This is a genomic window from Streptomyces sp. NPDC058985 (assembly GCF_042740985.1).
Lineage (GTDB): Bacteria > Actinomycetota > Actinomycetes > Streptomycetales > Streptomycetaceae > Streptomyces.
The window spans coordinates 44,687-67,170 of record NZ_JBHYJX010000037.1 but is presented as its reverse complement, the minus strand read 5'-3'; the positions used below and the strand labels follow the sequence as shown (position 1 = coordinate 67,170).

The 22,484-nt window shown below is 68.6% G+C and carries 35 protein-coding genes; 17 read left to right on the top strand and 18 right to left on the bottom strand.

Annotated elements, in window-relative coordinates; genetic code table 11:
* The first annotated feature begins 211 nt into the window (after positions 1–211).
* On the top strand, positions 212–1,246 hold the full coding sequence (locus ACFW01_RS27785; protein ID WP_384507852.1) for a hypothetical protein: 1,035 nt from the start codon (positions 212–214) through the stop codon (positions 1,244–1,246).
* Here ACFW01_RS27785 and ACFW01_RS27780 read toward each other — a convergent pair.
* The 10 genes from ACFW01_RS27780 to ACFW01_RS27735 form a co-directional block, all read right to left on the bottom strand.
* Positions 1,228–1,590, bottom strand: coding sequence for a hypothetical protein (locus ACFW01_RS27780; protein ID WP_384507849.1), 363 nt, complete (start codon positions 1,588–1,590; stop codon positions 1,228–1,230). The genes ACFW01_RS27785 and ACFW01_RS27780 overlap by 19 nt on opposite strands.
* On the bottom strand, positions 1,587–1,886 hold the full coding sequence (locus ACFW01_RS27775; RefSeq protein WP_384507846.1) for a hypothetical protein: 300 nt from the start codon (positions 1,884–1,886) through the stop codon (positions 1,587–1,589). Before ACFW01_RS27775 ends, ACFW01_RS27780 begins: the two co-directional genes overlap by 4 nt.
* A complete protein-coding gene (locus ACFW01_RS27770; RefSeq protein WP_384507843.1) occupies positions 1,883–2,188 on the bottom strand; it encodes a hypothetical protein in 306 nt (101 codons plus the stop codon). The genes ACFW01_RS27775 and ACFW01_RS27770 overlap by 4 nt, the downstream gene beginning before the upstream one ends.
* The gene (locus tag ACFW01_RS27765; RefSeq protein ID WP_384507840.1) at positions 2,185–2,820 is read right to left on the bottom strand and encodes a hypothetical protein; all 636 of its coding nucleotides are present in this window, start codon (positions 2,818–2,820) and stop codon (positions 2,185–2,187) included. The genes ACFW01_RS27770 and ACFW01_RS27765 overlap by 4 nt, the downstream gene beginning before the upstream one ends.
* Positions 2,820–3,059 carry a DUF6011 domain-containing protein gene (locus tag ACFW01_RS27760; protein WP_384507837.1) on the bottom strand — a complete coding sequence of 80 codons (240 nt, stop codon included), beginning with the start codon at positions 3,057–3,059 and terminating at the stop codon, positions 2,820–2,822. Before ACFW01_RS27760 ends, ACFW01_RS27765 begins: the two co-directional genes overlap by 1 nt.
* A complete protein-coding gene (locus ACFW01_RS27755) occupies positions 3,043–3,405 on the bottom strand; it encodes a DUF4326 domain-containing protein (RefSeq protein ID WP_384507834.1) in 363 nt (120 codons plus the stop codon). The genes ACFW01_RS27760 and ACFW01_RS27755 overlap by 17 nt, the downstream gene beginning before the upstream one ends.
* Complete coding sequence (locus ACFW01_RS27750; RefSeq protein ID WP_384507831.1) at positions 3,405–3,569, bottom strand: hypothetical protein; 165 nt, start codon at positions 3,567–3,569, stop codon at positions 3,405–3,407. The genes ACFW01_RS27755 and ACFW01_RS27750 overlap by 1 nt, the downstream gene beginning before the upstream one ends.
* Positions 3,566–4,141 carry a hypothetical protein gene (locus tag ACFW01_RS27745; RefSeq protein ID WP_384507828.1) on the bottom strand — a complete coding sequence of 192 codons (576 nt, stop codon included), beginning with the start codon at positions 4,139–4,141 and terminating at the stop codon, positions 3,566–3,568. The genes ACFW01_RS27750 and ACFW01_RS27745 overlap by 4 nt, the downstream gene beginning before the upstream one ends.
* A 193-nt stretch (positions 4,142–4,334) precedes the next feature.
* Positions 4,335–4,877, bottom strand: coding sequence for a DUF3560 domain-containing protein (locus ACFW01_RS27740; RefSeq protein WP_384507825.1), 543 nt, complete (start codon positions 4,875–4,877; stop codon positions 4,335–4,337).
* A 363-nt stretch (positions 4,878–5,240) separates the two neighbouring features.
* The gene (locus ACFW01_RS27735; protein WP_384507822.1) at positions 5,241–5,636 is read right to left on the bottom strand and encodes a hypothetical protein; all 396 of its coding nucleotides are present in this window, start codon (positions 5,634–5,636) and stop codon (positions 5,241–5,243) included.
* A 396-nt stretch (positions 5,637–6,032) separates the two neighbouring features.
* On the opposite strand from ACFW01_RS27735, the gene ACFW01_RS27730 reads away from it, so the two are divergent.
* Complete coding sequence (locus ACFW01_RS27730) at positions 6,033–6,500, top strand: hypothetical protein (RefSeq protein WP_384507820.1); 468 nt, start codon at positions 6,033–6,035, stop codon at positions 6,498–6,500.
* 61 nt (positions 6,501–6,561) lie between these two features.
* Here ACFW01_RS27730 and ACFW01_RS27725 read toward each other — a convergent pair whose 3' ends face one another.
* From ACFW01_RS27725 to ACFW01_RS27690, 8 genes are all read right to left on the bottom strand, one after another.
* Complete coding sequence (locus ACFW01_RS27725; RefSeq protein ID WP_384507817.1) at positions 6,562–6,999, bottom strand: hypothetical protein; 438 nt, start codon at positions 6,997–6,999, stop codon at positions 6,562–6,564.
* 303 nt (positions 7,000–7,302) lie between these two features.
* Complete coding sequence (locus tag ACFW01_RS27720) at positions 7,303–7,494, bottom strand: hypothetical protein (protein ID WP_384507814.1); 192 nt, start codon at positions 7,492–7,494, stop codon at positions 7,303–7,305.
* Between the two features lie 559 nt (positions 7,495–8,053).
* Positions 8,054–8,326 (bottom strand): hypothetical protein, encoded by a 273-nt coding sequence (locus ACFW01_RS27715; protein ID WP_375838890.1) that lies wholly within the window; start codon positions 8,324–8,326, stop codon positions 8,054–8,056.
* 107 nt (positions 8,327–8,433) lie between these two features.
* Complete coding sequence (locus ACFW01_RS27710) at positions 8,434–9,060, bottom strand: GIY-YIG nuclease family protein (RefSeq protein ID WP_384507811.1); 627 nt, start codon at positions 9,058–9,060, stop codon at positions 8,434–8,436.
* Entirely contained in the window at positions 9,050–10,132 is a 1,083-nt protein-coding gene (locus tag ACFW01_RS27705) for a helix-turn-helix domain-containing protein (RefSeq protein WP_384507808.1), read from the bottom strand. The genes ACFW01_RS27710 and ACFW01_RS27705 overlap by 11 nt, the downstream gene beginning before the upstream one ends.
* A 239-nt stretch (positions 10,133–10,371) precedes the next feature.
* Positions 10,372–10,626, bottom strand: coding sequence for a hypothetical protein (locus ACFW01_RS27700; RefSeq protein ID WP_375838895.1), 255 nt, complete (start codon positions 10,624–10,626; stop codon positions 10,372–10,374).
* Positions 10,627–10,817: 191 nt separating this feature from the next.
* Complete coding sequence (locus ACFW01_RS27695) at positions 10,818–11,168, bottom strand: hypothetical protein (RefSeq protein WP_384507804.1); 351 nt, start codon at positions 11,166–11,168, stop codon at positions 10,818–10,820.
* Positions 11,165–11,923: a GntR family transcriptional regulator gene (locus ACFW01_RS27690; protein ID WP_384507801.1), complete on the bottom strand. Its 759-nt coding sequence runs from the start codon at positions 11,921–11,923 to the stop codon at positions 11,165–11,167. The genes ACFW01_RS27695 and ACFW01_RS27690 overlap by 4 nt, the downstream gene beginning before the upstream one ends.
* 204 nt (positions 11,924–12,127) lie before the next feature.
* Between ACFW01_RS27690 and ACFW01_RS27685 the strand changes: the two genes are divergently transcribed.
* From ACFW01_RS27685 to ACFW01_RS27615, 15 genes are all read left to right on the top strand, one after another.
* Positions 12,128–12,562: a hypothetical protein gene (locus ACFW01_RS27685; protein WP_384507798.1), complete on the top strand. Its 435-nt coding sequence runs from the start codon at positions 12,128–12,130 to the stop codon at positions 12,560–12,562.
* Positions 12,562–12,738: a hypothetical protein gene (locus ACFW01_RS27680; RefSeq protein ID WP_384507795.1), complete on the top strand. Its 177-nt coding sequence runs from the start codon at positions 12,562–12,564 to the stop codon at positions 12,736–12,738. The genes ACFW01_RS27685 and ACFW01_RS27680 overlap by 1 nt, the downstream gene beginning before the upstream one ends.
* Complete coding sequence (locus ACFW01_RS27675) at positions 12,735–13,028, top strand: hypothetical protein (protein WP_384507792.1); 294 nt, start codon at positions 12,735–12,737, stop codon at positions 13,026–13,028. Before ACFW01_RS27680 ends, ACFW01_RS27675 begins: the two co-directional genes overlap by 4 nt.
* The gene (locus ACFW01_RS27670) at positions 13,025–13,231 is read left to right on the top strand and encodes a hypothetical protein (protein WP_384507789.1); all 207 of its coding nucleotides are present in this window, start codon (positions 13,025–13,027) and stop codon (positions 13,229–13,231) included. The genes ACFW01_RS27675 and ACFW01_RS27670 overlap by 4 nt, the downstream gene beginning before the upstream one ends.
* Entirely contained in the window at positions 13,231–13,620 is a 390-nt protein-coding gene (locus tag ACFW01_RS27665) for a hypothetical protein (protein WP_384507786.1), read from the top strand. Before ACFW01_RS27670 ends, ACFW01_RS27665 begins: the two co-directional genes overlap by 1 nt.
* A 12-nt stretch (positions 13,621–13,632) precedes the next feature.
* Positions 13,633–13,941: a hypothetical protein gene (locus tag ACFW01_RS27660; protein ID WP_384507782.1), complete on the top strand. Its 309-nt coding sequence runs from the start codon at positions 13,633–13,635 to the stop codon at positions 13,939–13,941.
* 46 nt (positions 13,942–13,987) lie between these two features.
* The gene (locus ACFW01_RS27655) at positions 13,988–14,167 is read left to right on the top strand and encodes a hypothetical protein (RefSeq protein ID WP_384507779.1); all 180 of its coding nucleotides are present in this window, start codon (positions 13,988–13,990) and stop codon (positions 14,165–14,167) included.
* 149 nt (positions 14,168–14,316) lie between these two features.
* On the top strand, positions 14,317–14,682 hold the full coding sequence (locus tag ACFW01_RS27650) for a hypothetical protein (protein WP_384507776.1): 366 nt from the start codon (positions 14,317–14,319) through the stop codon (positions 14,680–14,682).
* Positions 14,679–14,822: a hypothetical protein gene (locus ACFW01_RS27645; RefSeq protein WP_384507773.1), complete on the top strand. Its 144-nt coding sequence runs from the start codon at positions 14,679–14,681 to the stop codon at positions 14,820–14,822. The genes ACFW01_RS27650 and ACFW01_RS27645 overlap by 4 nt, the downstream gene beginning before the upstream one ends.
* Positions 14,823–14,849: 27 nt before the next feature.
* On the top strand, positions 14,850–15,068 hold the full coding sequence (locus ACFW01_RS27640; protein WP_384507770.1) for a hypothetical protein: 219 nt from the start codon (positions 14,850–14,852) through the stop codon (positions 15,066–15,068).
* A 155-nt stretch (positions 15,069–15,223) separates the two neighbouring features.
* Positions 15,224–15,436 carry a hypothetical protein gene (locus ACFW01_RS27635; RefSeq protein WP_384507767.1) on the top strand — a complete coding sequence of 71 codons (213 nt, stop codon included), beginning with the start codon at positions 15,224–15,226 and terminating at the stop codon, positions 15,434–15,436.
* A 42-nt stretch (positions 15,437–15,478) separates the two neighbouring features.
* Positions 15,479–17,131: a DUF2637 domain-containing protein gene (locus ACFW01_RS27630; RefSeq protein ID WP_384507764.1), complete on the top strand. Its 1,653-nt coding sequence runs from the start codon at positions 15,479–15,481 to the stop codon at positions 17,129–17,131.
* Between the two features lie 363 nt (positions 17,132–17,494).
* On the top strand, positions 17,495–19,468 hold the full coding sequence (locus ACFW01_RS27625) for a hypothetical protein (protein ID WP_384507762.1): 1,974 nt from the start codon (positions 17,495–17,497) through the stop codon (positions 19,466–19,468).
* A gap of 27 nt (positions 19,469–19,495) precedes the next feature.
* Positions 19,496–21,676: a hypothetical protein gene (locus ACFW01_RS27620; protein ID WP_384507759.1), complete on the top strand. Its 2,181-nt coding sequence runs from the start codon at positions 19,496–19,498 to the stop codon at positions 21,674–21,676.
* 205 nt (positions 21,677–21,881) lie between these two features.
* Complete coding sequence (locus ACFW01_RS27615) at positions 21,882–22,424, top strand: hypothetical protein (RefSeq protein ID WP_384507757.1); 543 nt, start codon at positions 21,882–21,884, stop codon at positions 22,422–22,424.
* Positions 22,425–22,484: the final 60 nt, after the last annotated feature.

Sequence of the window (22,484 nt, the reverse complement as noted above, 5' to 3'; positions counted from 1 at the left end):
CCGTAGTCCTGCTGCGAGTTCCCCCGGTGTCCCGGTGTTGCGTCGTCCTGGCAGTAGACGCGGCCGGGTGGGGGAAGGACATTGGAGTACAGGCGTCGGGGGACGCCCCACGGATAGGCTGTCGTACAGGTAATGCGATTCTCAACAACTTGTGTGTGCGTGTGTGCGCCTGGCGTTCGTACGCCACGAAAGGGTCGGGGGACATTCGGGGATGAGTGTGGGCAATGAGCCGACGGGTGTGGGGTCGTTGACGGTGCCGGCGAAGCGTGTGTACGCGCAGATCGTGGCCGGAGAATGCCCTGACGAGGCGACACGGGGCCCTGAGCTGGATGTTCTTGCCCGCATGGGGTTGATCGTGCAGGAGACTGGCCGGTGGGTGGCGTTGGAACCCAGGGCGGCGATGGCCCGTCACTACGAGCGTGAGCTGGCCGAGTTCGCTGCCCGGGTGCAGGAACTGTCTGCGCGGACGCAGGTTGAGGATGAACTGACCGGCCTGTTCGAGCGGGGTACGGCCGGGGTGGGCGGGTCGGTGTTCCTGCCGGACGGGGCGGCGGCGAACGCCTGCATCCAGGACGTCGTGGCCGACGCGCGGTCGGAGATTCTGGCGGCTCACCCGTTTGGCCCCCGGTCGCGGGAGCTGATGCTGATCGCCGTCCGCCGTGACTCCGAAGCCCTGAAGCGGGGAGTGCGGATGCGGACCCTGTACCGGGACACCGTCCGGGATCATGAGGTGACGCGGGAGTGGGCGTCCACCATGTCCGCGCAGGGCGGCCAGTACCGCACCCTGCACGCACCGTTTCAGCGGATCATCATCGTGGATCGCCGGCATGCGTTCATCTCCGACCTCGTCACCCCCGACGCTGCGGAGCATGCGGCCTGGCATGTGACGGACCGGGCGGTGGTGGCGTGTATGGCGCAGGTGTACGAGGACATCTGGCACGGCGCGCTGCCGTGGGCGGGGGAACCGCGGGAGTCGGAGGCTGTACCGGAGCCGGTGATGGAGGGCGTGGTGCGCACGACCCGCTTCCAGCGGGAAATCCTCCGGGATCAGGCTGCGGGCCGGCCGCAGAAGGCGACCGCCGCCCGCCTGGGGATCGGGCTGCGCACCCTGACCCGGCATATCGATGAGCTGAAGGACATGTTCGGGGCGGGGTCGGTGCAGGAGCTGACGTACCGGTTCGCGTTGTCGCCGGATCATCGGGTGGACGACAGCGTGGACACCGTCTCCTACTCCACCGTCGCCTGACGGGTGCCGCCCTGCTGCGAGACGATGACCGCGTTGTCGGGGAGCCGCCCCCGGAAGCGGGCCGGGATATCGCCCTGGCACCAGACGTCGTTCGACACGACCTCCCGCCCGTCGGTGAACCGGAAGGTGAACTCGTGGCCTCCAAAGCCGCGCCACTGAGGATCACCGGTCCGGTCGTACGGCTTGAGGATGAAGTGCTGCCCGTCGACCCGTGCCACGGGCGCTCCGTCCATGATGCCGCTGGGGTCGATGACGCGGTCGTCGTTGGCGGCCCATTCGCTCTTCTCGAGCCAGAAGCGGCAGGTGTAGCAGGTTTCGCCAGTGCAGCACGCGGTGTCGTTCACGGGCCGGTCCTCTCGCGGTTCATGGGCAGGCCAGGGGCGGCGTTCAGTCGGTCGTCATCTATGTCGATCAGGCCCAGCTCCAGGAGGTGGAGGAGCGCTTCGCGGACGGCACCGTCGACTACCTCGGCGAGGGAGAGACCCTTCGCGTAGGCGCCTTCCGGACCCAGGGCCCAGGTGGTGGCGGCCGCGCCGGCGGTCCGGGTGAGGTGGTGGAAGTCGCTGCCGTCTGTGGTGTCGATGGGGATGCGGGGCCAGGGGTCGAGCATGCTGGCGGGGAGCGGCGGCTTGCTGATCACGTGGTGGCCTCCTTCTGCGTCTCAGGGGCGCTCGGGGTGAGTTGCTCCCACCGCCATGGGACGTGCGTGGTGTGGCGGTGGTGCCTGCCGCAGGCCTTGCAGTGCGACGGCCGGATCCTCATCGGGACGACCGGGTGCAGGGGCTTGAGCCAGTCGCCTTCGGCTTGCAGGTGGTCGCCGCGGTGCTGGCCGCAGCCCTGGTAGCCGCAGATCCAGTAGCCGTCGGATCCGTCGGGCTGGACGGGGCCCTCACGGAACCAGTGATCGGTGATCAGTGGTGGGCGCGTGTTGGGGCCGGTCATCGGTACTGGTCCGAGATCAGGGCGTTGACGGCGTCGCAGTACTCGTCGATCTCGGCTTGCTGGTCGGCTTCGAACGCCTCGAGGGTGCAGCCGTCCACGGTGCAGGGCCACGGGTTGACGATCCGGCTGGCGGGCTGGCCTTCGGGGTCGGTCAGGTCGGGGTCGCGTTCGATGATCTGCTTGCCGTGGGGGCAGTACACGCCCCACGCTTCCTGCTGCTCGGTCAAGGGGCTGGTCGTCTTGAGGTCGATCTGCTGCTGTACGGAGGCGAGGACGTCGTCGGTTGCGGTCCACAGTCCGAGCTGCCCGCGGACCGGACGGGGCGGCTGCGGGAGGGCCTGGACGTCGGCGAGTTCCCAGTGCCACGTGTCGGGGAAGCCCCACGGACGGCAGCAGCCCTGGTCCTGGTGGCATCCGGCGAGAGTGGCGACGGCGACGATTGCCCGGAAGTGCTGGGGCCAGGGACGGACCATGTCGCGGGGGAGGGCGTTGGCGTCTTCGGCAGCGCCGGCGTGGATGAGGATGCGGGAGCCGAGGTGTTTCGGCGGAATGGCCTTGGTCCTGTTCTCGATGCGCTTGGGGCCGTGGGCGATGGCGGCTCCCCATGGCTGCTTGACGGTGAAAGCTCGCATTAGAGACTCCATAGGGTGGCTTGGTGGTGGAAGAGCTCGAGCTCGGTTTGTCCGGGTAGGGCGTCGGGGTCGGGTGTGACGGGTGCGGGGAGCCGGCGGACTCGTGGCCGGGCGGCACGACGGCGCTTCTTGGGCTTCAGCCCGTGCTTCTCGGCGCACTCCGGGCCGTACCCGAGGGCTTGCGAGGTTTCGGACCGGAGAGGCCGACGGCAGTCCCGGCATTCACGCCACAGGGTCACGGCGTTCTCCACGGGCCAGGAACTCCAGGAGCACCGCGGCGTGGCACCAGTCCGGCTCGCCCTCCTCGGGCGGCTTGCACCAGCAGGCGAGGTCCTTCCCGGCGAGTTCCCGGCGGATTTCATCGGCGGTCGGGTAGGGGATGGTGTGCTCGCTGTACGGGGGCTCACCGCGGGTGTAGAGGAGGTTCGCGAAGAGGAGGGTGGCGGTGCGGCGTTCTGCGGGGCTGGTGTCGTAGGCCTTGAAGGGGTTGCCCCACTTGGAGCCGGGTCCGCGGCCGACGTAGACGGCACCGTCCGGGATCCCGGGGCGGCCCTTGGTGCGGGTGCGTTGGACTCGCCTCGGCATCACGCCTCCTCGCAGTCGTGCTCGTCGGTGGTGAACGGCTGGCCGTCTTCGTCGTGGAGGGTGAGGCCGTTCTCCTCGTCGTACCAGCCGTCTCCGGTGGCGCCGCAGTTCCCGCACTCCCAGCCTCCGGCGAGGCTGATGCCGGTGAAGCCTCCGCTGCTCATCGCTGTGCCTCGTCCTGCCGCGCCCCGGCGGCGGGCTGCTCCAGGCACCCGCAGTCCCCGACCACCCGCGCCTCGCATACGTGCTCACCGAGCGGCGTGCCCGTGTCGGCGTGCAGCCGGTACTGGTCCAGCAGATCGTCCAGGACGTCGTATGTCGCGGGATCGTTGGCGCGGTCCGAGGCGTAGTCGTCCCGCTGCTGCTTCAGCCAGGTTTCGAACTGGTCGCCGCGGCGGGGCTGTGTCTCGGTGGCTGCCGTCTCGTCGGCCATGCGACGCAGCAAGCCGACGGCCCGCATGTACGCGCTGTACGCGTCGCGGAGGGGCTCGCCGTGCGAGGCCTGGAGGACGGCGTCGGCGGCTTCTCGGAGAACGGCGGCCCGGTCGACGGGCGCGGCGACCTGCTTCTGCAAGGCGGCCATCTGCTTGTCGATCCCCTCCGCTCGGGCGTGGAGTGCCGCACCTTCGCGGCGGAGTCTGTCGCCCTCGTCGACCAGGGCGTCGTACTGGGCGCGGTCGACGTAGCGGACGGAGTGGGCGAGGGGGATGCGGTCGATGCTGCCGGGTTCGGTCACTGCGTTCCTCCGGGGCAGGCGGCTTCGCTGTGGGATTGCCGCATGGATCGGGTGTGGGCGTGGTGGGGGCAGTCGTCGCGGATGGTGTCCTGCACGACCAGCCCGCAGACGGCCTTCGGGCAGGGGCAGGCGGCCTCGAGCTGGGTGCCAGTGAAGGCGCGGCCGAGATGGTCGCCGGCCCACAGACGGGCCTTCACTCGGACTCTCCGTCGGCGGGGTTGGTGATGGTGTGGCCGTCCCGGGTGCGGGACAGGATGCGGTCGTATTCGCGCTTGGGGTCGTCCCAGCCGCCTCCGCCGCCGTCCAGGGTGAGGGTCTTCTTGTTGACGCGCTTGACCCGGTAGGTGCTGGTGCTGGTCTCGAACACGCGGACGGTGACGATGTCGCCGACCTGGAAGTCGGCGGGCTCCCACGGCCGGGACCGGGTGGAGGTGACCGCTGTGATGGCGTCCTTGGCGTCGGCGTGCGCCTTCGCCCACTTGGCGTCCCTGCGGGCCTTCTCGGCGGCCTTGTACGCGTCTACGGCCCGTTCAGAGGCGGCGTCGGCGCGGTCTTTGGTGCGGCGTGCGCTGCGGTAGGAATGGTGGCCGCGGAGGAGGGGCTGTCCGCCGGCGAACCGCCCGTACATGTCGTGGGCGCGTTCGCTGGCCTGCTCGGACTGCTGGGTGAGCTTGTCGGCGCGTTCCTGGAGTCGTTCGGCTTTGCGGCGTTCCGGGGAGGGGGTCTGGTCGGTCATGTGGTCTTCCGTAGGGCGGGGCCGGGGTGTGGTCAGGATGTCGTGGTTGCGGGGGCTGTGTTGCCCCTTGGGTGGCGGTGCCTGACGGGTGACCAGTCTAACCCATAAGCTATGGCGTTCGCCATAGTTCTACAGGGGTTGTGGGCTCGAACCCTCCCCACCACACCGGCACTTCGCCCTCGCTCGGCCACGCGGCCGGCACGATGCAGGCATGACGACGCCCCCGGACGGATGTCCCGGGGGCGGTCGACCAGCGTTTCCCCTCGCCGGTATGGAACGGGTCCTGGGGGCGCTCTACGGGCGCCGTCCCCGTGGCAGGGGACGGCATAACCCATGCTGCCCCGCACGCGCCTTGAGCGCCCGTCAGACGCGCCCGCCCTCGTCGCTGTCGGGCCAGGGACCGCCCATGTTGTCGAGCGGTCCTGCCGCGGCCTTCAGTTCGCGGAGCACGGACTCCAGATCGTTGCGGGCGTAGTCGAGGGAGACGGTCACATTGGCGACGGCTTCGGCGAGCGCCCGGCTCGTGCTGTCGGCGCCGGCCAAGCGGATCTGGTCGCGGTCGTGCAGCGCCTCAAGGCCGGCTCCGGCTTGCTGAAGGGCCTGGGGCATGCGTTCGATGAGGTTGACGAGCGCGGAGACGACTTCGGAGACGGCCGGGGCAGTTTCGTACGCCTTGGCGTTGATGGTGACGTGATTGAGGGCTCGGATCTCCTCGGCGGCGCTGCGGGCAATCTCGGGCGGGGTGCGGTCCAGGTCCATGCGGGCTCCAGGGTGGCGGGCGGCGGGACTGCCAGTCTTCCAGTCGGACGCGTGCGGGTGGGGTGGTTGGCGGGAGCTGGGGCGTCGTGTCGGTGCCATACGCCGGTGCGCCCCTGTGAGCGCGCTCCCCGCCTGCTGGCCTGCGGTGCACGGTCGGCGGTATGGCCGCTTTCGGGGAACAGGCGTGCGTAGGGCGTGGGGACGGGTCGGAATGCCCTGAGGGCGAGACGGGGACGCCGGAGCCGGGGATGCCGGTGTACCAGTGCCCGGACTGCCGGGACTACTGGGCGTGGGGTCAGAAGGGGGCGTGACCGTCACAGTCCGGTGACTTCCCTCCGTCCGGCGGCCGCGGCACCGGATGATGCCCGGGAGTGATCGCTATCTCTGGGGGACCCTATGCGCCGCACCACCGCTTCTGCTGCTGTTCTGCTCCTGGCCGTCCTCGCCGGCTGCTCCGACGGTGACGGGGGAGGGGACGGGAAGACGGAGCCGACGTCCTCCGCGAGCGCTGGCGGGAAGCTGGCCGGCGAGTGGGGGCCCAAACTCGCGGCGGCCACCGACGGCAAGGACGCCGTCTGCAATCAGGTCGGCGACAAAGCCTGCGCCACCCACCTCACGGACATCGCGCTGGTGGTGGGGGAACTGGAGCAGACCGTGAACGAGGCCGGGGGCACCGCGGAGTATCCGCGGACGGTCGCGGAGATCGGGAAGGTCAACGCGGCGGTCGACGCGTACACGGACCACGAATGCCTGGAGGACGAGAACGCGGGCATTGAGGGCTCGCCGTGCCCGGATGACGCGCAGACCATCCTGACGGGCGGGGAGACAATCGCGCTGGCCTTGCAGGCCGACGAAGGCGCGTAGCCGGACCGTGCGTGGGCCCCGGCGCCGTAGGGGGTCGGCGGCCGGGGCCCGACTGCTATTCCTAGAGCGGCTTTGCCCACAGAGGATTGAAGTCCGGATGGTTGGACCAAAGCCGAACGCCCGATGTGAGAACCCGCCACACGCTGTCGACGCGCCAGTCTCCGCGCTGCGGCATGCGCTCCTGGTCGTAAATGAACTCGACCCCGGCATTGGCTAGCCCCTCGGCAAGGTTCGCCAACTCGTGGGACAGCTGCATGAATCGTTCGGGCGAGTGCTCGTCCAGCCAGTCTGCGACTTCCTTCCTGACCGGCTCTACGCTGCTGGCGGCAAGGCTTCCTTTCGCTACATGGACCCGCACTTGAGCGCCGTGGCTCTTGTTGGACTGCATGACGCCAGCCGCACCAGCCTCATCGAGGCTACGGGCTCGAAGGAAGGCCGCGACCGCCCGCAGGTCTTCGACATTGGGTGTGTAGTCAGGTGTGGGTGCTGGGTGCGACATGGGGTCCTCCGAGGGCTGTCGGGTCACTCGCTCAGGCTTCCAGCCGGACCAGTCGGAGTTCGATGGAAGTGAAGCGGTTGTATCGATTGTGCGGCGGCCTGGGGCCTTCCCACTCGACTTCGTACAAAACGTCACCGGGCTTTCCGCCTCGGAGCGGCACGGTGTCGGAGATCCGTCCGCGGTAGGAGGGCATGACCGCGTACTCCACGGAAGCTCCGATGGTCTTGCCTGTCGTGTCACCGGGGTCGCAGATGCACCTTCTCCGGCCGGGCCACTCGCAGGGCTTGGGGTGAAACGTCAAAGTCAAGATCGTTCACTTCCTCGGGTGAGATGGATCAGACGCATCCCGGCGTCGGCTACCCCCAACGTGGCGATGAGGGCGTTGGCTTGGTCGGGGGTCAGCTGGCTGGTGGCGTACACGAGTGCGAGGAGCAGGGCGAGTGCGGTGGCCGGGTCGGTGGGGATTCGGCCGTTGTGGGTTGCGGAACTGGTCAAAGGGGTGCCTCTTTGGGGAGGTCGGCGTGGGTGGGGTGGAGACTGCTCTCGCGCCGACCCTCCCGTGAGGGGGGGGTGATGGTGGTGCCGCGCAGGGGCGTTCTGGAAGGGCTGTCCCTGCGCGGTGAAACCACAGTAACCCATAAGCTATGGCGATTGCAATAGGTCTACGGGTGGTGCCCCGGGTCCGTAGAAACAGATGGTTCGCTACGCATCAACATCTTCTGGGCTGAGGTGACGAACCGGTCCCTCAGTCGTTGACGTAAAGTGCCCTACCTGCAATGGCTCAGGATGATCGCGTGCCGTGTTCGAGAGCTCCACGACCAGGACGTAGCGGCCGTGGAAGCCGCGCGGATCCGTCTGGCGGAAGCGCACGGCTACCTTGAAGCAGTCATGGACCAGGTAGACCGACACGAGAGGGCAGGACTGCTCCCTGCATGCGTCATTGACCATGTTGCCGACCGTCAACCCGCCCCCTAGAACTGTTCGCAATGCAAGCGGACGTCGGAGGGCCGGCTGCCGGAGCCGTTCGCGATCCTCGGCGGGTTGACCTTGCTCGTCATCGCTGGGCCTCCGTTCCGTTGATGATGCGGGCGACACGTACAGCGGTCTCCCACATGCCGTAACCCGGCTCGTTGTCGTGGTAGGGCGCGAGCCAGGACAGGGCGTTCGCGGTCTCGTCCAGCCAGTCCGCAACCGGATCAGCGAGGCCGGCAAGGGGACCGTCGATGTTCGGCGCTGTGTCACGGAGGCGGTCGGCTGCCTGCTGGAGTTCAACGGCCTGCGGCCACGTTGTACGACGGCGATCAGTCGGGGAAGTCTTGCCGTTCACACCATCACGTCCTCTCGACGGTGGGTTCAGTCTGGCGTGGGAACCGCGGAGGGTTCCCCCTGCGGCGGGCGCCCCCGGGCAGCTCCTGGAGACGCCCTCGGGCGGGGCTACTGATCGGCCGACGGATAGTCAGCTAGAAAGCCCCGGGCAGCAGCGGAGATCGCCTTCACCGGGTCCGTGACTTGGCGGAAGTCGAACCACTCGCCACTGATGCGCTTCTTGTTGAAGGACGCATGTAGATGACGCTCCAGAGGGAAACCGCCGCGTGCGCTCCAACGCAGCTCGATGGGCGACGCGGAGCCCATCTGTAGAGCCCGGAGGCGCTTCGAAATGTCCTGAGCGACGCCGATCTTAATCGCCTTCGGATCTGCTTCTGAAGACACGGCGTACACCCACCGGCGATCGAGTACCAGCGGTTCCGAAGTCGACGGCTGAGACTGCGACTGGACCTTGCTCAGACCGTCGTCAAACGAGAGGTGGCGAGCGTTCTCGCGGTGCATCTCGTCGATGATGGACGTTGCGATGTCGTTCAACCCGTCGCGGACTTCCTCGGCCGATGTGTCACCGGAGATGATCAGGTCGAGTAGTTCGATTACCGCGGGCACCTCGATGTCTGTGCCGTAGCTGGCAGCGGTGACTCGCTGATCGCCAGCCTGAACCAGCCCCCAGGTCATCGCAACCTTCTCTATGCGATGACCAGCAACGTTCAGGTCCATTGTGAAGCTACTGGGCATGAGGTGTTTCCTCTCGGCAGGGTCGGCACAGGCCCGGCTCAGGAGCCCGAAAGGCGTGATCGCAGCGGTTGCAGTTCTGCATGGGGTGCACCGTGGGTCGCGGGAGCGTAGCAACGCCTACTGACAGCGGCTGCATGTACGTGCCGTCCCCCACGGTCTCCGGTACCGGGCCGGCCAGAGCCTGCCGCAGGCGGCTGGCAACGAGGGCGCCGACGGTCGTCGTGATCTGCTCCGGGAGCGGACGTCCTGCGATCACCTGCCGCAGCTGCTCAGGCGACCAGCCTTCCAGCAGCATTCCAGCCACTGCCCTGCCCTGATCTACCAGCGGCTTGCCGGTGAGGAGGAACTCCGGCTTCTCGTTGCCGATCGCCGTCAACAGGTCGACGCCGGGGTTCCTGCTGATCTGACTGGGGACCTTCGCCCCGTCCGTCCCTCCATCCGCTGCTGCTGCCGAGTCGGCGGGGACGGAAGGACGGGGAGTGTCCCGGCGAGGGTTAGTAGGGGAGGGTTGGGGGTCTTGCAGACCCCCCCTCTGGGACTTGTAGTCCCCACCCCCTGGACTTGTAGACCCCACCCCCTGCCCGGTTTGCCCAGGGGACTCTGAGTCCTCCCCCTGGGGACTTGTAGACCCCACCCCATCCTGCCGCTTCTTCCGGGGCTTGCCCTTGTCCGCGCGCTGCTTCCGCGGCGGCGCCTCAGAGAGGTCCGGACGATCGAAGGGCGTCAGAGGCGGCTTCCCCTTGCCCCTGCGCTCCTCGTTGACCTGGACGATGTCCGGGAACCACGAGTACGGGATCATCAGGTCGTACACCGTCGGCCGGAAGTGCTCCGGGATGTACGCGGCCGCCGCCTGATTGCCCCGCGCGATCAGCCCGCGCGTCACCAGGGTCTTCAGCCGGCGCTGCACGGTCTTGGGGTCGATCTTCGCGATGTCCGCGATGGTCTTCTTCGACGGGAACGCGTCCGTGCCGTCCGACCAGGCACTCTCGGCCAGGGTGACGAGGATGGCGCGCTCTTCAGCGTCGATGACCGGGGCCGTCTTCAGGGCCCACAGGATCGGCAGGAGGCTCATGCCCACACCTCCGTACGGAGGATCACTCGGGGGCCTCTTGCCGTGATGCCGGGGTGAACCGGTACGCTCCTCACTTAGGAGCACCTCACTTCTATGCAGGGTGAAGCTTCCGAAACCGAGCGGACTCCAATCCGCTGGTTGTGCTTGACGGCCGGTGCGGGGTTGCTGCGACCTCCCGCCGGCCGTTCTGCTTCTCCGGGCCGTGGCTGCGATCACGGCGGTCGGAGACGCGACCTGGGCTACTTCCGTCCGCGTCCTCCGCGGCGAGGCCCGTCCTTGAACATCTCGATGAACACGCCCGTCTCCATCGTTCGGGTCGTGCCCGCCATCACGTACGGCATTTGGTCCTCGCGGTCGCCGAAGCGCCACCAGTCCGGGTTGCTTCGGGCGTGGTAGCGGAGGCCGTCGGGGGTGATCTCGTCGACCAGGCCGAGTTCCATGAGTAGGGCGGCGCCGGACGTGAACGTGACGAAGGGAGGGAGGTTGTGGGTCACTGGACCACACCTCTGACAGATTCTTCGGCCCAGCGCGAGAATGCGAGTAGGCTCACGGTGGATCTCCTTAGCGGGGATTCCCTACCGACGGAGATTTCGCAGGTCAGCGTCGGTAGGGCGGCCGGCCGCTCCCTTGCGGGGTGGTCGGCCGTACTAGTTGTTACGAGGGGCACCAAATGCCTCTCAAGTGGTCAACCGGAGTGCTCCGGTTTGGGTTGCGCTTCCTGGCGGCCAGGAAGCAGCGAGGCTGCTGCGGCGCGCGCATTCACGTACGGGCCATGCGCGTCACCCAGCGAGCCGTCGGCCGTGTACGGCCTGGCGTGCCAGTCCCTCAGAGCCGAAGGGCTCGTCGTGTGAACCTGACCGATCGGCTTGTGCTGGTAGGTCACCAGCATCGGCCCGAGGTGGTCGTCGGTGAGCGAGGCGTACGCCAGGCCCTCCTTCTCGCACAGCTTCGCCACCAACTGGAGGCGGTCAAGCTGCGCGCCAGCCTCATCGAACCGCTCCTCCGCAGCGCGGAGGGCATCGTCCGAATCGTTCATGCTCGCTCACTTCCTGGTAGAGGCAGTGCGTCGTAGGCCAGCTCTAGACGGTCGCCTGCTGCCACTACACGTAGCAGCTCCAGCGGTCGACCGGTGGCGTCTCTGCTGATCCTTTCGATCGTGAGCACGGGCACTGAAGAACCCGAGCCCAGCTGCTCAGCCTGTTCCTTGGTCGGCATGCGCGCCACGACCCGCTCGTCAGCCTCGACGGCCTCCAGGCCGGCAGAACGAAGAGCGCGGTACACGCCGCCCTCGATCTTGCCTGGCTGGTCCAGTCCAGCGGCCTCGGCGACGTCCAGGGGATACCAGGCGTACTGAAGCTGCACGACCTGGTCCTCTATCAGCGCCTCGCGCCGCCGGCAGACCGTCTCGTCTGTCGAGTTCAGTCCGAGCAGGGCAGCCACGTCAGGATCCTGGACGCGCTCCACCGACACGGTCTTCATGACGCCGTTCAACCCCTGGGCCGCGCACGCGGCTTCGAAGGGGCCGTGCCGTCCGTCGGAGTCGTGGGACCCCTGGTAGCGGCTGAGGGGGATACGAACCGTTCGTCGATCGCGGACAACCGTTCCGTACCGCCTGCGTGCGACTACCAGGCCCTCTTGCGCCAGAACAGCGACCGCAGAGCGGACGGTGCTCTTGGAAGCGTCGAACCTGGCCATCAGGTCCGTCGTGTGGTCCAGCTTGCTCCCCGGCGGGAGGTCGCCACGTTCGATCTCCGCACGTAGCTCGTCGGCGATCTCGCGGTACCTCGGCATCCGGTCACCTCCTTTCGTCTAGTCCCAAGAATATTGGGTTTCTAGCTTGACATGCAAGTCTAGTCCTAGGAATATTGCATCAAGCCACTCGCTCCTAGGGCTAGGACTAGATCCTGATCCTAGAAGCAGGAAGACCCCTGGTGGTTGCACACCAGGGGTCGGGTTGCAGACCAACCACCTGCCGCAACAGGAGGCGCGATCCGCATGAACAGGATTGCACAGGCACCGCCCACCAGTACCCCCACCACCACGCACACCAGCCCGGCCGGCCTGATCGAGGACCACGAGTCTGAGACCGACGCCCAGGCGCGCATCGCCCGTATCGAGCAGCGGATGCTGGACGCCGACGCGCTCCGGCAGGCCGCCACCACCGACGCCACCACCGAGACCAGCAGCGTCGCCTACCCAACCTACGAGGCGGCCCTCGCCGCCGGCCGCGAGATCGGCGCCCGCCGCGCCGACAACGCCGCCCTCATGGCCCTGTTCTGCGACGGCCCCCTCCAGACCCTCGTCGGCGCCGTGTCGCCGAAGCTGGTGTGGGAGGGCGCACAGGCCAAGAACCTCACCACGAAGGCGCTCGGCAAGCTGTGCCTGACCGACGTGATGGCCGTCAGCGACCTCCAGTGGGAGGCGCTGTGATGGCCGCGAACGCCGACCGCACGGTCCTGGAGCGTTTCCCCGCCGGCAGCCCCCGCGGCTCCTGGCCCGCCGAAGAGTTCGCCGCCGACCGGCGCAGCGCCGGCCAGCCCGCCGAGGTCGTCATGGACATCCACACCGACGCCTTCCTCGTGATCGTCCGAGGAGGTGCCCGGTGATGCACACCAACCACCGGCAGTACGCCGAGCAGGCCGGCCTCGCGTTCCTCGCCAGCCTCCAGGCCCTGCCCGTCTTCAAGCCCGCCCCCGGAATCGACCTCGGACAGCTGCGGATCACCGCCACCCTCCTCACGGACGGCGGACTCGACCTCGGCTACGTCGACCTCGACCCCATCAACCTGCGCGGTGTCGCCGACGCCACAGTCGTCCGCGGTGACGACCTCCGCGCCAAGCACGCCCGCCTCACCGGCCGCCCGGCCCTGCGCCTGATCGGAGGTGGCGAGCGATGAACCACGAGCAGATCCCCTCAGGGGAGTTCTCCGCCGCCGCGGTTGCCCAGTGCTACCCCGACCTGTACGCCGACGTCACCGACCTGTTCCTCGTCATCGACCCGCAGGACTACCTGGCCGACGTCTTCTCCAGCCCGGACCCGCACGAGTCCATGAACGCCTACGAGCAGCTGGTCACCGGCGAGTGGGACGGGGAGCTGTGATGCACGTTCACACCGCCGACAACGCCGTCCCCGCCCTCGACCACGACCTCGCCGGCCTCCTGGAGGACCTGGCCACCGTCCAGGACGCGGGCATCGACCAGATCCTCGCCGGGATCCGACTCCTCGCCCTTTCCCGGCACACCGCCGACCGCACTCAAACCCTGATCGCCACGCTGGCCGGAGCCTCCGACGGCACCAACGTCATCTCCGCGATCGGCCTCCTCATCGCCCGCCTCGCCGACGCCGAGTCGAACCCCGGCCTCCGCGGACTGCCCCTCGACCGGCAGAAGGAAGCCCGCCTCGCCGGCGAACGCGCCTGCTACGCCCTCACCGACCCCAAGTTGCATCAGACCGCCTCCGACACCAGCGCAGCCATCGACGGCAGCTGAAAGGACCACACCATGGCCACCGCCACGATCACGATCGACAGCCTCATCTGCAAGCACGCCAGCAACATCGCCTACGTCGCCGAGATGACCACCCCCGCCACCGGCCTCGCCGAGTTCACCCGACACCTGACCTACGCCGCCGAGAACTTCAACATGGCCGAGGTCAACGGATCCGACGACCTCCACTCCGCGAGCACCCTCCTCGGCCAGGCCGCCGAGGTCAACGGCGCCGACAAGGAGCCGTTCCTGCTCCGCGCGGCTGCCCTCCTGCGGATCGTCCCCGAGATGACCGACGAGTACCGCGACATGGTCGGCGACTGACCAACACCAACCCCAACCCGATACTCACCCGAAAGGACCACCGCCCATGGGATCCGCTGACCGCTGGCCCAACCTGACCGGCAAGAGCTGGGCGAACAAGACCTCCACCCAGATGACCGACGACGAGGTCAACGACGCCCGCGCCACCTTCCAAGCCGTCGGCCGCAACGACTACGAGGGCGAATGGCTGCGCCGCCACGGCCTCCCCGAGAACTACGGCGACTGACCACCACGACCGGGGCCCGGTCCGAGCCGACACGGCCGGGCCCCACCCCTCTGGCCCTGCCGGAAGCCGATCGCCGACCACCCCCACGGCGATCGGCGCCCAGCACGACCAGCGACCACCCGACCCGCCCAGCACCGGAAGGACAGGACATGGACCAGCACACCGGCGAGCGCCACACCGCCCGCTGCTACGCCCTCTGGGCCGCCGCAACCAACTTCCGCCGCCACAACACCCCGGAAGTCGACAAGACCAGCCGCCGCACCAGGATCAAGACCAACGCCATCAAGACCCTCGCCAACATCACCTACTACGGCGGAACCCTCGGCGCCGGCGTCGGCCTCTACGAACTCCTCGGCCAGCCCACCGCCCTCGGCATCGTCGTCGTACTCGTCTTCACCCTCACCGTCGAAGGCATCCTCAGCACCCTCATCGGCGAGGCCGCCACCGCCCTCCTGCCCGCCGAGCAGGACACCGCGGCCGTCAAGGTCTCGCCGGCGAAGGAGGCCATCCGATGACCGGACCCGAGTTCGCCCAGGCCCACGGCAACGACAGCACCGACTGGACGGCCGCCGACTTCGAAACCGAGATCAACCTCGCCGAAATCGACGCCTACACCCCGCCCACCGACCCGTCCAACCTCACCACCGCCGCCTGACCCCGACCCGCAACCAGGAGAGCCCCGATGACCAACATCCCTGAAGCCGAATGGCTCAAGAAGGCGCTCCTCGCCCAAGAGATCGGCCAGCGCATAGCGGACCTCCTCAACGAACTCGCCCGCATCGACCGCAACGCTCAAGCCCAGGTGTACGCCACCGGCTTCTCGATCAACGGCATCGGGCCTGGATTCCACATCAACTCACTGATCACCCCCAACGACGTGCGCGCCTCCCTCAGCGACTGACCGTCACCCGCCCCCCCCGGCGACCCCCCAGCCCGCCCACGACCTCCTCGCCCGCCTCAAGACGCAGCGCACCAAGAACGACCACACCACCGCCGCCTGAACCGGAAGGACCCGACCCGATGCTCACCTTCCTCACCCGCCGAAAGGACACCCCGATGCCCGAGACCGCACCCGAGGGCGCGTCCGACATCCTCATGCGCTTTCAGACCCACGGCGGCGCCGAAGTCCACGTCCTCCGCGACCGCCTCGGCATCCTCTGCCAGGGCTGCGACTACAACCGCGCCTCCCATTCCGCGATCTCCTACGCCCGCGGCAACGCCAACGAGCACGCGGCCGCCTGCCGGGCCATGCCCAAGCCCACCGCCTGAACCGCCGTCGCCCCCACCGACACCCGGAAGGAACCCGATCCCATGACCACCGAGCAGCAGCAGAAAGGAGAGGCCATGAACACCAACCCCACCTGGTCCCGCGGCGAGAAGTGGCTGCTGCGCGCCGGCATCGCCTCAGGCATCGGAGTCGGCTCCCTCGGCCTCGCCTCCTCCTACCGCGCCCTCGAACAGAAAGCCGCCGCCCCCATCACCCGCGGCGGCTGGAATTGGGGCAGCCAAGCCTGGATGCTCCCCGTCGGAGTCGACCTCGGCATCCTCACCTTCTCCGTCGTCAACCTCCTCCTCGTCAAAGCCGAACGACCCCTCGCCTGGGTCAAGTGGGTCCCCCGCGTCCTCACCATCGTCACCATCGTCCTGAACTGGCAGACCGGAGCCACCCTCGAAGGCAAGCTCGGACACGCCGCGCTCGCCGCCCTCTGGGTCGTCCTCTCCGAAATCGCCGCCCACCTGTACGCCGCCCACATCGGCCGGCTCAAGGGACGCCGCGAAATGGACCGCATCCGCCTCGCACGCTGGATCCACCACCCCATCTCCTCCGCCCGCATCAACCGGCTCATGAAGACGTGGGAGATCCCCTCCTACACCGACGCCCTCGAACGCGACCGGCAGCGCATGGTCTACAGGTCCACCCTCCGCCAGGTTCACGGCCGGCTGTGGCGTTTCAAGTCCCCCGAAGAGAAGCTTCAGCCGCTGCGGCTCCTCGGCTACGGCATGACCCTTGAAGAGGCCCTCGGCGAGCCCGCCCGGCAGGAGACCGCGGACGAGCTTCGAGCCCAGCAGAGGGACCTTCAGCGCGCCGAGAACCGCCTTCAGAAGATTGAAGCGGAATCCAAGGTTCGTACCGCAGAGCTTCAGGCCGAAGCCGCGCAGGTACGTGCCGCCGGAGACCTCAAGGCAGCCAAGGCCGAAGCCGACGCCACCGCTTCAGTAGCCGTTCAGCAGGCCGAAGCAGGCCTTCAGGTCCGCCAAGCCGAAGCCGAAGCCGAGATCAAGCGCCTCGCCGCCGAAGCCGAAGCCCGCGTCAAGGAACTCGAAGCCGAGGAACAGGCACGCGAGGACGAGCGAGCCCGCCAGCGAGAGAAGGACCAGCTCACCTGGGTCGCCGAGAAGCAGCGACTGGAGCAGCAGCAGGCCGTTGAAGCCCGCGCCACCGCCATTGAAACCCGCCGCGAAGAGATTGAAGCCGCCGCCCGCCAGGCAGCCGACACCGCCGAGGAGCAGCGCCGCAAGCAGGAAGCCGAAGCAGCCGCAGCCAAGGCGTCCAGGGCCGCCGCTGAAGACCAGGCGAAGAAGGCCGAAGCCGACCTGAAGGCTACTGAAGCCCGCACGAAGAAGGTACAAGCGGAAGCCGACGCGAAGGCCCTGGAGAAGCAGGCCGCCCTCGCCGCCGCCGCCGCCGAAGCGGCTCGCCTGAAGGCCGCACAGGACCAGCTGAAGGCCGCCGAAGTCGAGGCTGAAGCCCGCTTGAGCCCGGTTGAAAGGGAGGCCCGGAAGGTCGCCGAAATGATCCGCGAGGAGGGCGTGGACGTCATCACCCTCGCCCGGATTGAGGAGGCCTTCGGAGTGTCCACCGCCACGGCATCCGGCCGTCGGAAGCGGGCCATGCAGATCCTCCGTGAGACCGGTGACGTTCCTGTCCAGCGCCTCAACGGCCACGACCTGAGCCACGCCTGAGGAGATTGACGTGCCGACGACTTGCCCCCGCGTGCAGCAGGCGGCCACCCCGCCCGCGGCCCCGGCCCGAACCAGCCGACCCGTTCAGACCGCCCCCGACGCCAGCGAAAGGAAGTGAAGGAGGTGAGCGCAGACACCACGTTCTCCCTCGATCCGACCCCTCCGAACCACACCAACGCCGCTACGCTCAGTGACGCCAGTGGCGGCGGGGCGGGGCGGGGCGGAAGCGGAAACACCAGCCAGGGCCCCCTCGTGGTCGTCCAGCAGCCCCGCAACCCTTCCCCGCCCCGCCCCGCCCCCCGAACAAACCAGAACAAGAACGACAACACGCTCCGAAATGGATACGCCGCGATCTCACACAGCGTGAGCGGCGAAACCGCGGCGATCGGCATCGGATTCCTCGTCGCCGGCCCCTTCGGAGCGGTCGTCGGAGGCACCGCACTGCCCGTCCTCATCGCCGCCTCCATGTGGCGGGCCCGCCGCCGCGAGCACGACGACAACACCAACGAAAGCGGGTCCGACAGCAACTCCAACGGCGGCAAGTCCGGCAAGGACCGCAGCGGATCAGGGGGCAGTGGCGGCGGCCGCGGGCGTGGCAACGGCTCCGGTGGTGGCCAGGGCGGCCGGCACAAGTCCCCCAGCAGCGGCGGGGGCGGCGCCGGCCGTCACAAGACCCCCCGCGGCCCCGGCCGCGGAAAGGGTCACGGCAACGGAGCAGGCGGCGGCACCGGCCTCGGTAACGGAGGGAAGAACCGCAAGCCCAAGGTCAAGGACCCCGTCGCCGACAAGCTGTCCAAGGCCGGCAAGAGCATCGCCGACAAGCTCAAGAACCGCAGCACCAAGGACAAGACGCCGAAGCCGGGCAAGGACCAGCACGGCACCGACCGCACCGGGAAGACGGCCAAGGACCAGAGGACGCCGAAGAACCGCAAGGACCACCGCAGGGACTACCCCGACGACCGGCGCTGGCGCGGACGCGGCCACAAGGACAAGACCCCCAAGACGAACACCGACCGCAAGGGGCGGCACCAGAAGAACCGTGGCGGCGACACCACCACGTCCACCGCCCGCGACGGACTTGCCCCCATCACCCCCAACACCGGCGGTCACACCGGAGAGGAGATCTTCGACGCCGAACTGGTCGACGACGACTTCCCCCCGAAGCCCGACCGGGCCCCGGACGACGTCATCGACGGCGAAGTCATCGACGAGGACCGCATCGCCCTCGTCAAAGCCAAGCGGGAGAAGAAGCGCCGCCAGCAGGCCATCGCAGCCGGCAAGCAGGCCGAACGAGACGCAGCCCGCGACGGCACCATGGGCGACCCCATCAAGGTCAAGGCCGAACGGATCCGCTACGAGAACCAGCGGATCGACTACGAACTCGGTCGGCAGGAACAGATGCTCGCGCTCGCGGCATCCACAGAGCAGCGAAGGAGCACCCCCGTGACCTACCCCGTCGCCACCACCCAGCCCGCAGGAACCACCACCACCGGCGCCGCAGTCGCACGCCAGATCGACGTACGAGGCGCCCTCTCCTACCGGCTCCTCGTCGCCATGGCCGAGCAGCTCGCGAACGGCCTCCACCACGACGCGGACGCCGACATGGCCGACCACGTCATCGAACTCGCCGGAATCCCCGACATGTGCCGCAACCTAGCCCTCGCCGTCCGCGAAGCCGCGAACGCCCTCCAGAAGACCGCCCCCCTCCACCCGTCCGTCATCAAGCATCTCAACGCCGCCGCCGTGTCCGCGATCACCGCCGCCCGCATGGCCGACACCATCCTCGTCGTCTTCGTCCAGGCCCACCGCGAGGACATCGCCCGCGTGATGGCGCCCCGCCTCGGCGAGGAGCGGTGGAACATCCGCAACGCCGCCGGCACCCTCGATGCCGCGAAGCTCCGCGCCGCCATCACCTCCTCTGGGCAGAAGCGTCTCGCCCTGCCCGCCGGCGCCAGCAGCAACGGCGGCGGGGGCAAGCTCGTCCCCGCGTCCGGCGCCTCCACCAAGAAGCTCGTCAACCTCATGAAGGGATTCGACCGCGGCCACATGGTCAACTGCCTGTCCGAGGTCGCCGGAGCCGCCCAGGGAGTCGAGGTCGTCGCCGACTCCGTCACCAAGCTGTACCGGCGGATGACCCGTTCCTGGCCCACCGAGACCGTCGTCGACGACACCGTCCTCGCGACCGCGGGCAAGGTGAAGAACATTTCCGCCGAACTCCGCAAGGCCATCAAGGCAGCCCAGCGGGCCCACGCCCGCGAACTCAAGCTCAACGCCAAGCCCCGAAAGGGAGCGCTCTCGGAGCGCAAATGGGACGTCAACACCGGCCACAACGGCTAAACCCTCACCCCCAGGAAGGAGAGACCCATGCCCAAGACCAGCACCGACACCCCCACCACCCTCGAAACGATCACCCCCGCAGAGAAGCGCTGGGACTTCAGCCGCGACGCCGTCACCCCCGGCCGCCTCACCTCCTGGGGCGCCGAACTCGCCTGCGCCAGCGCCCTCGTCGCCCCCCTCGCCGACATCCCCTGGCAGGCCGGAGCCGCCACCGGCGTCCTCTGCACCGGCGCAGCCGTCCTCTACGAGAAGGCCCGCGGCTCCTGGCGGCGCGTCCTCGTCGCCCGCGCCACGACCTGGCTGGCCACCACCGGCTGGCTGTCCTACGCCCTCGCTACCCAGCCCACCCTCACCACCATGGCAATCGGCACCACCATCTGGGGGACCGGCGCCGCCGTGAACATCGGCATGGACAAGTGGGGCGAAGAAACCCGCGAAGCCGAAGCCGAACTCGACCGGCGTCTCGCCGACGGCGAACAGATCGCCAAAGCGCAGCAGGGCTGGGCGCAGCTCCTCTACGACATCTGCGGCATCGAAAACGCCGTCGCAGACCCCATCGTCGACCGCTGGCCGTCCGGAGCCGGCGAAACCGTCAAGGTCACCCTCCCCGCCCACCTCAACATCGACGCCCTCCGCGGCTACGAAGCCGAACTCGCCGGCGCCCTCCACCTCCCCAAGGGCGGAGGCGTCTCCTTCTCCGCCGGCGGCCCCGAAATCCCCCGCAACGTCGTGTTCATCGCCATCACCCGCAAGAACATGATGGCCGGCGCCATCCCCTACCCCAGCCTCGCCCCCACCAGCATCAACAAGCCCGTCGGGTTCGGCGTCATCGGCACCGGTCAGGAAGCAGCCCTCAACCTCAAGGACGAAGGGTTCATCGCGATCGGCGCCCAGGGCTCCGGCAAAACCGCCCTCATGAAGACTCTCGGTCTCGGCCTGACCCGCTGCATCGACGCCCTCGTCTGGGACATGGACACCTCCGCGAAAATGTCCGCCGTCTTCATCAACCCCTACCTGCGGCACGGCATCGGCGTCCCCCTCATCGACTGGCCCGCCACCACCGAAGACGAATGCCGCCTCATGGTCCGCGCCGCCCGCCAGATCATCGCCGCCCGGAAGACCGAATACTCCGACCTCCTCGAAGACGAGGACATCGACAACCTGCCCGCCCGCCCCGAAATCCCCGCCATCCACATCCGCATCGACGAGACCAAGTCCATGCCCGACGACGTCCTCGACGGCATCGACTTCATCATCGAAGAAGGCCGCTCCGTCAACGTCCGCGTCTCCAACACCGGCCTGCGCGCCACCCGCGACTACATCACCGCCGCCATGGACGAACTCACCCCCGGCCGTATCGGGCTCCGCACCAACAACGCATCCGAGCTCGACATGCTGTTCCCCGGCTACGGCGCCCCCGACATGGCGATCTTCACCGACCCCGGCACCGTCGTCTACATGAGCGCCACCAAGGGCCCCTTCCAGCCCGCCCCCGCCAAGGCCTACGCCACCATGGCCGAAGCCTTCAACACGGACAGCAGCGACCACCAGCGCATGCAGACCCTGTTCATGGACGCCGCCCGCCAGCTGTCCAGCAGCCGCCCCACCCTCGACGAAGTCTCCGCCCGCGCCGCCGGCCTCGCCTACGGCCAGCGCTGGGCCCGCTGCATCCCCAACCTCCGCGGCGACGCCTACGGCAACGTCGGACCCGACCGCATGCACGAAGCCGTGTGGGAGCTCTACCAGTCCTGGCCCAAGCCCACACCGGTCGACGTCCTCCTCGGCAACGCAGTCGACGACGACGGCTACCCCGTCGAAGCCCGCGGCGCCGCCACCGAAATCCCCCGCCTCACCGAGGCCATGCTCGACGAAGAGGAACTCGAGCGGGTCGCCGCCCAGGACGCCGCGATCGAACTCGCCAAGACCCGCGTCACCCCCAAGACCCACGACCAGCTCGCCGTCGAACTGTTCACCTCCCTCGGGAAGCCCGCCAAGCCCTCCGAGGTGTACCCCCTCATGGTCAAGGCCGGCTACGACAAGTCCGACCGCACCTTCCGTGACCTCTGCGCCCGCCTGGGGCTGCAAGACAAGCTCGTGAAGGGCGATGATGGAACCTACGCGGCAACCAACAGCGGTGAGGTTCCCAATGGACGAGTTCCCGGATCTGAAGATGACGCCGATGGACGAGGCGATGGCCCACATGGCTGAGCTGATCACCAGCCTGCAAAAGGCCGGACTCAGCGAGAACGCAGCCGTGCGCTTCGCGGCGATCTACTTCGCCGAGAACCAGAAGAACGTCTCGGACACCGACGACGACTGAACCACCAGCGACCAGGAACGCCCCCGGGTCGTACCCGGGGGCGTTCTGCATCTCCACCCACGCCGCCCGCCGCCCCCAAAGGAACTCCACCCCATGAACGCCAGCCTTCCCGACCCGGATCAGATCCCCGCCCTCAAGACCGGGCAGCCCACCCCCACGCCGGCCGCCGTCGCCTTCCTCGCCGACATCGAGGACGCCCTCGCCGCTGCCAAACGCCCCGCGCTTCCCGCCCCCACCCGCTTCCGAGACGAGACGCCCGTGCCCGCCATCGGCAACGCGCTCCCCATCGCCCAGCCCGGCCGCACCCCCATGTCCCAGCGGGCCACCGACGCCAGCGCCCTCATCCTCTCCGCCGGCGTCGCCTCAATCCCCCTCGGCGGCGCCACCGCCCTCGTCATCTACGTCCTCGGCAACGCAGACCCCGTAGCCCTCGCCGTCGGAGCCTGCGCCCCCATCGGCCTCGCCGTCCCGATCTTCGCCCTGACCCGCCTCGTCCGCCGCGCCAAGGAAGCCGTCCAGGCCGCCCCGCCCGTCATCCACCAGCACTACAGCGGCACCGTCATCCAGGACCAGCGGACCGTGAACACCACCACCCGCGGCGTGTGGGCCCACACCCGCAACCAACTCCCCAGGTAGGCCCAGCGACCGAAGCGACCAGCCCCCGGACCCACCGCCGGGGGCTCACGCACACCAGGG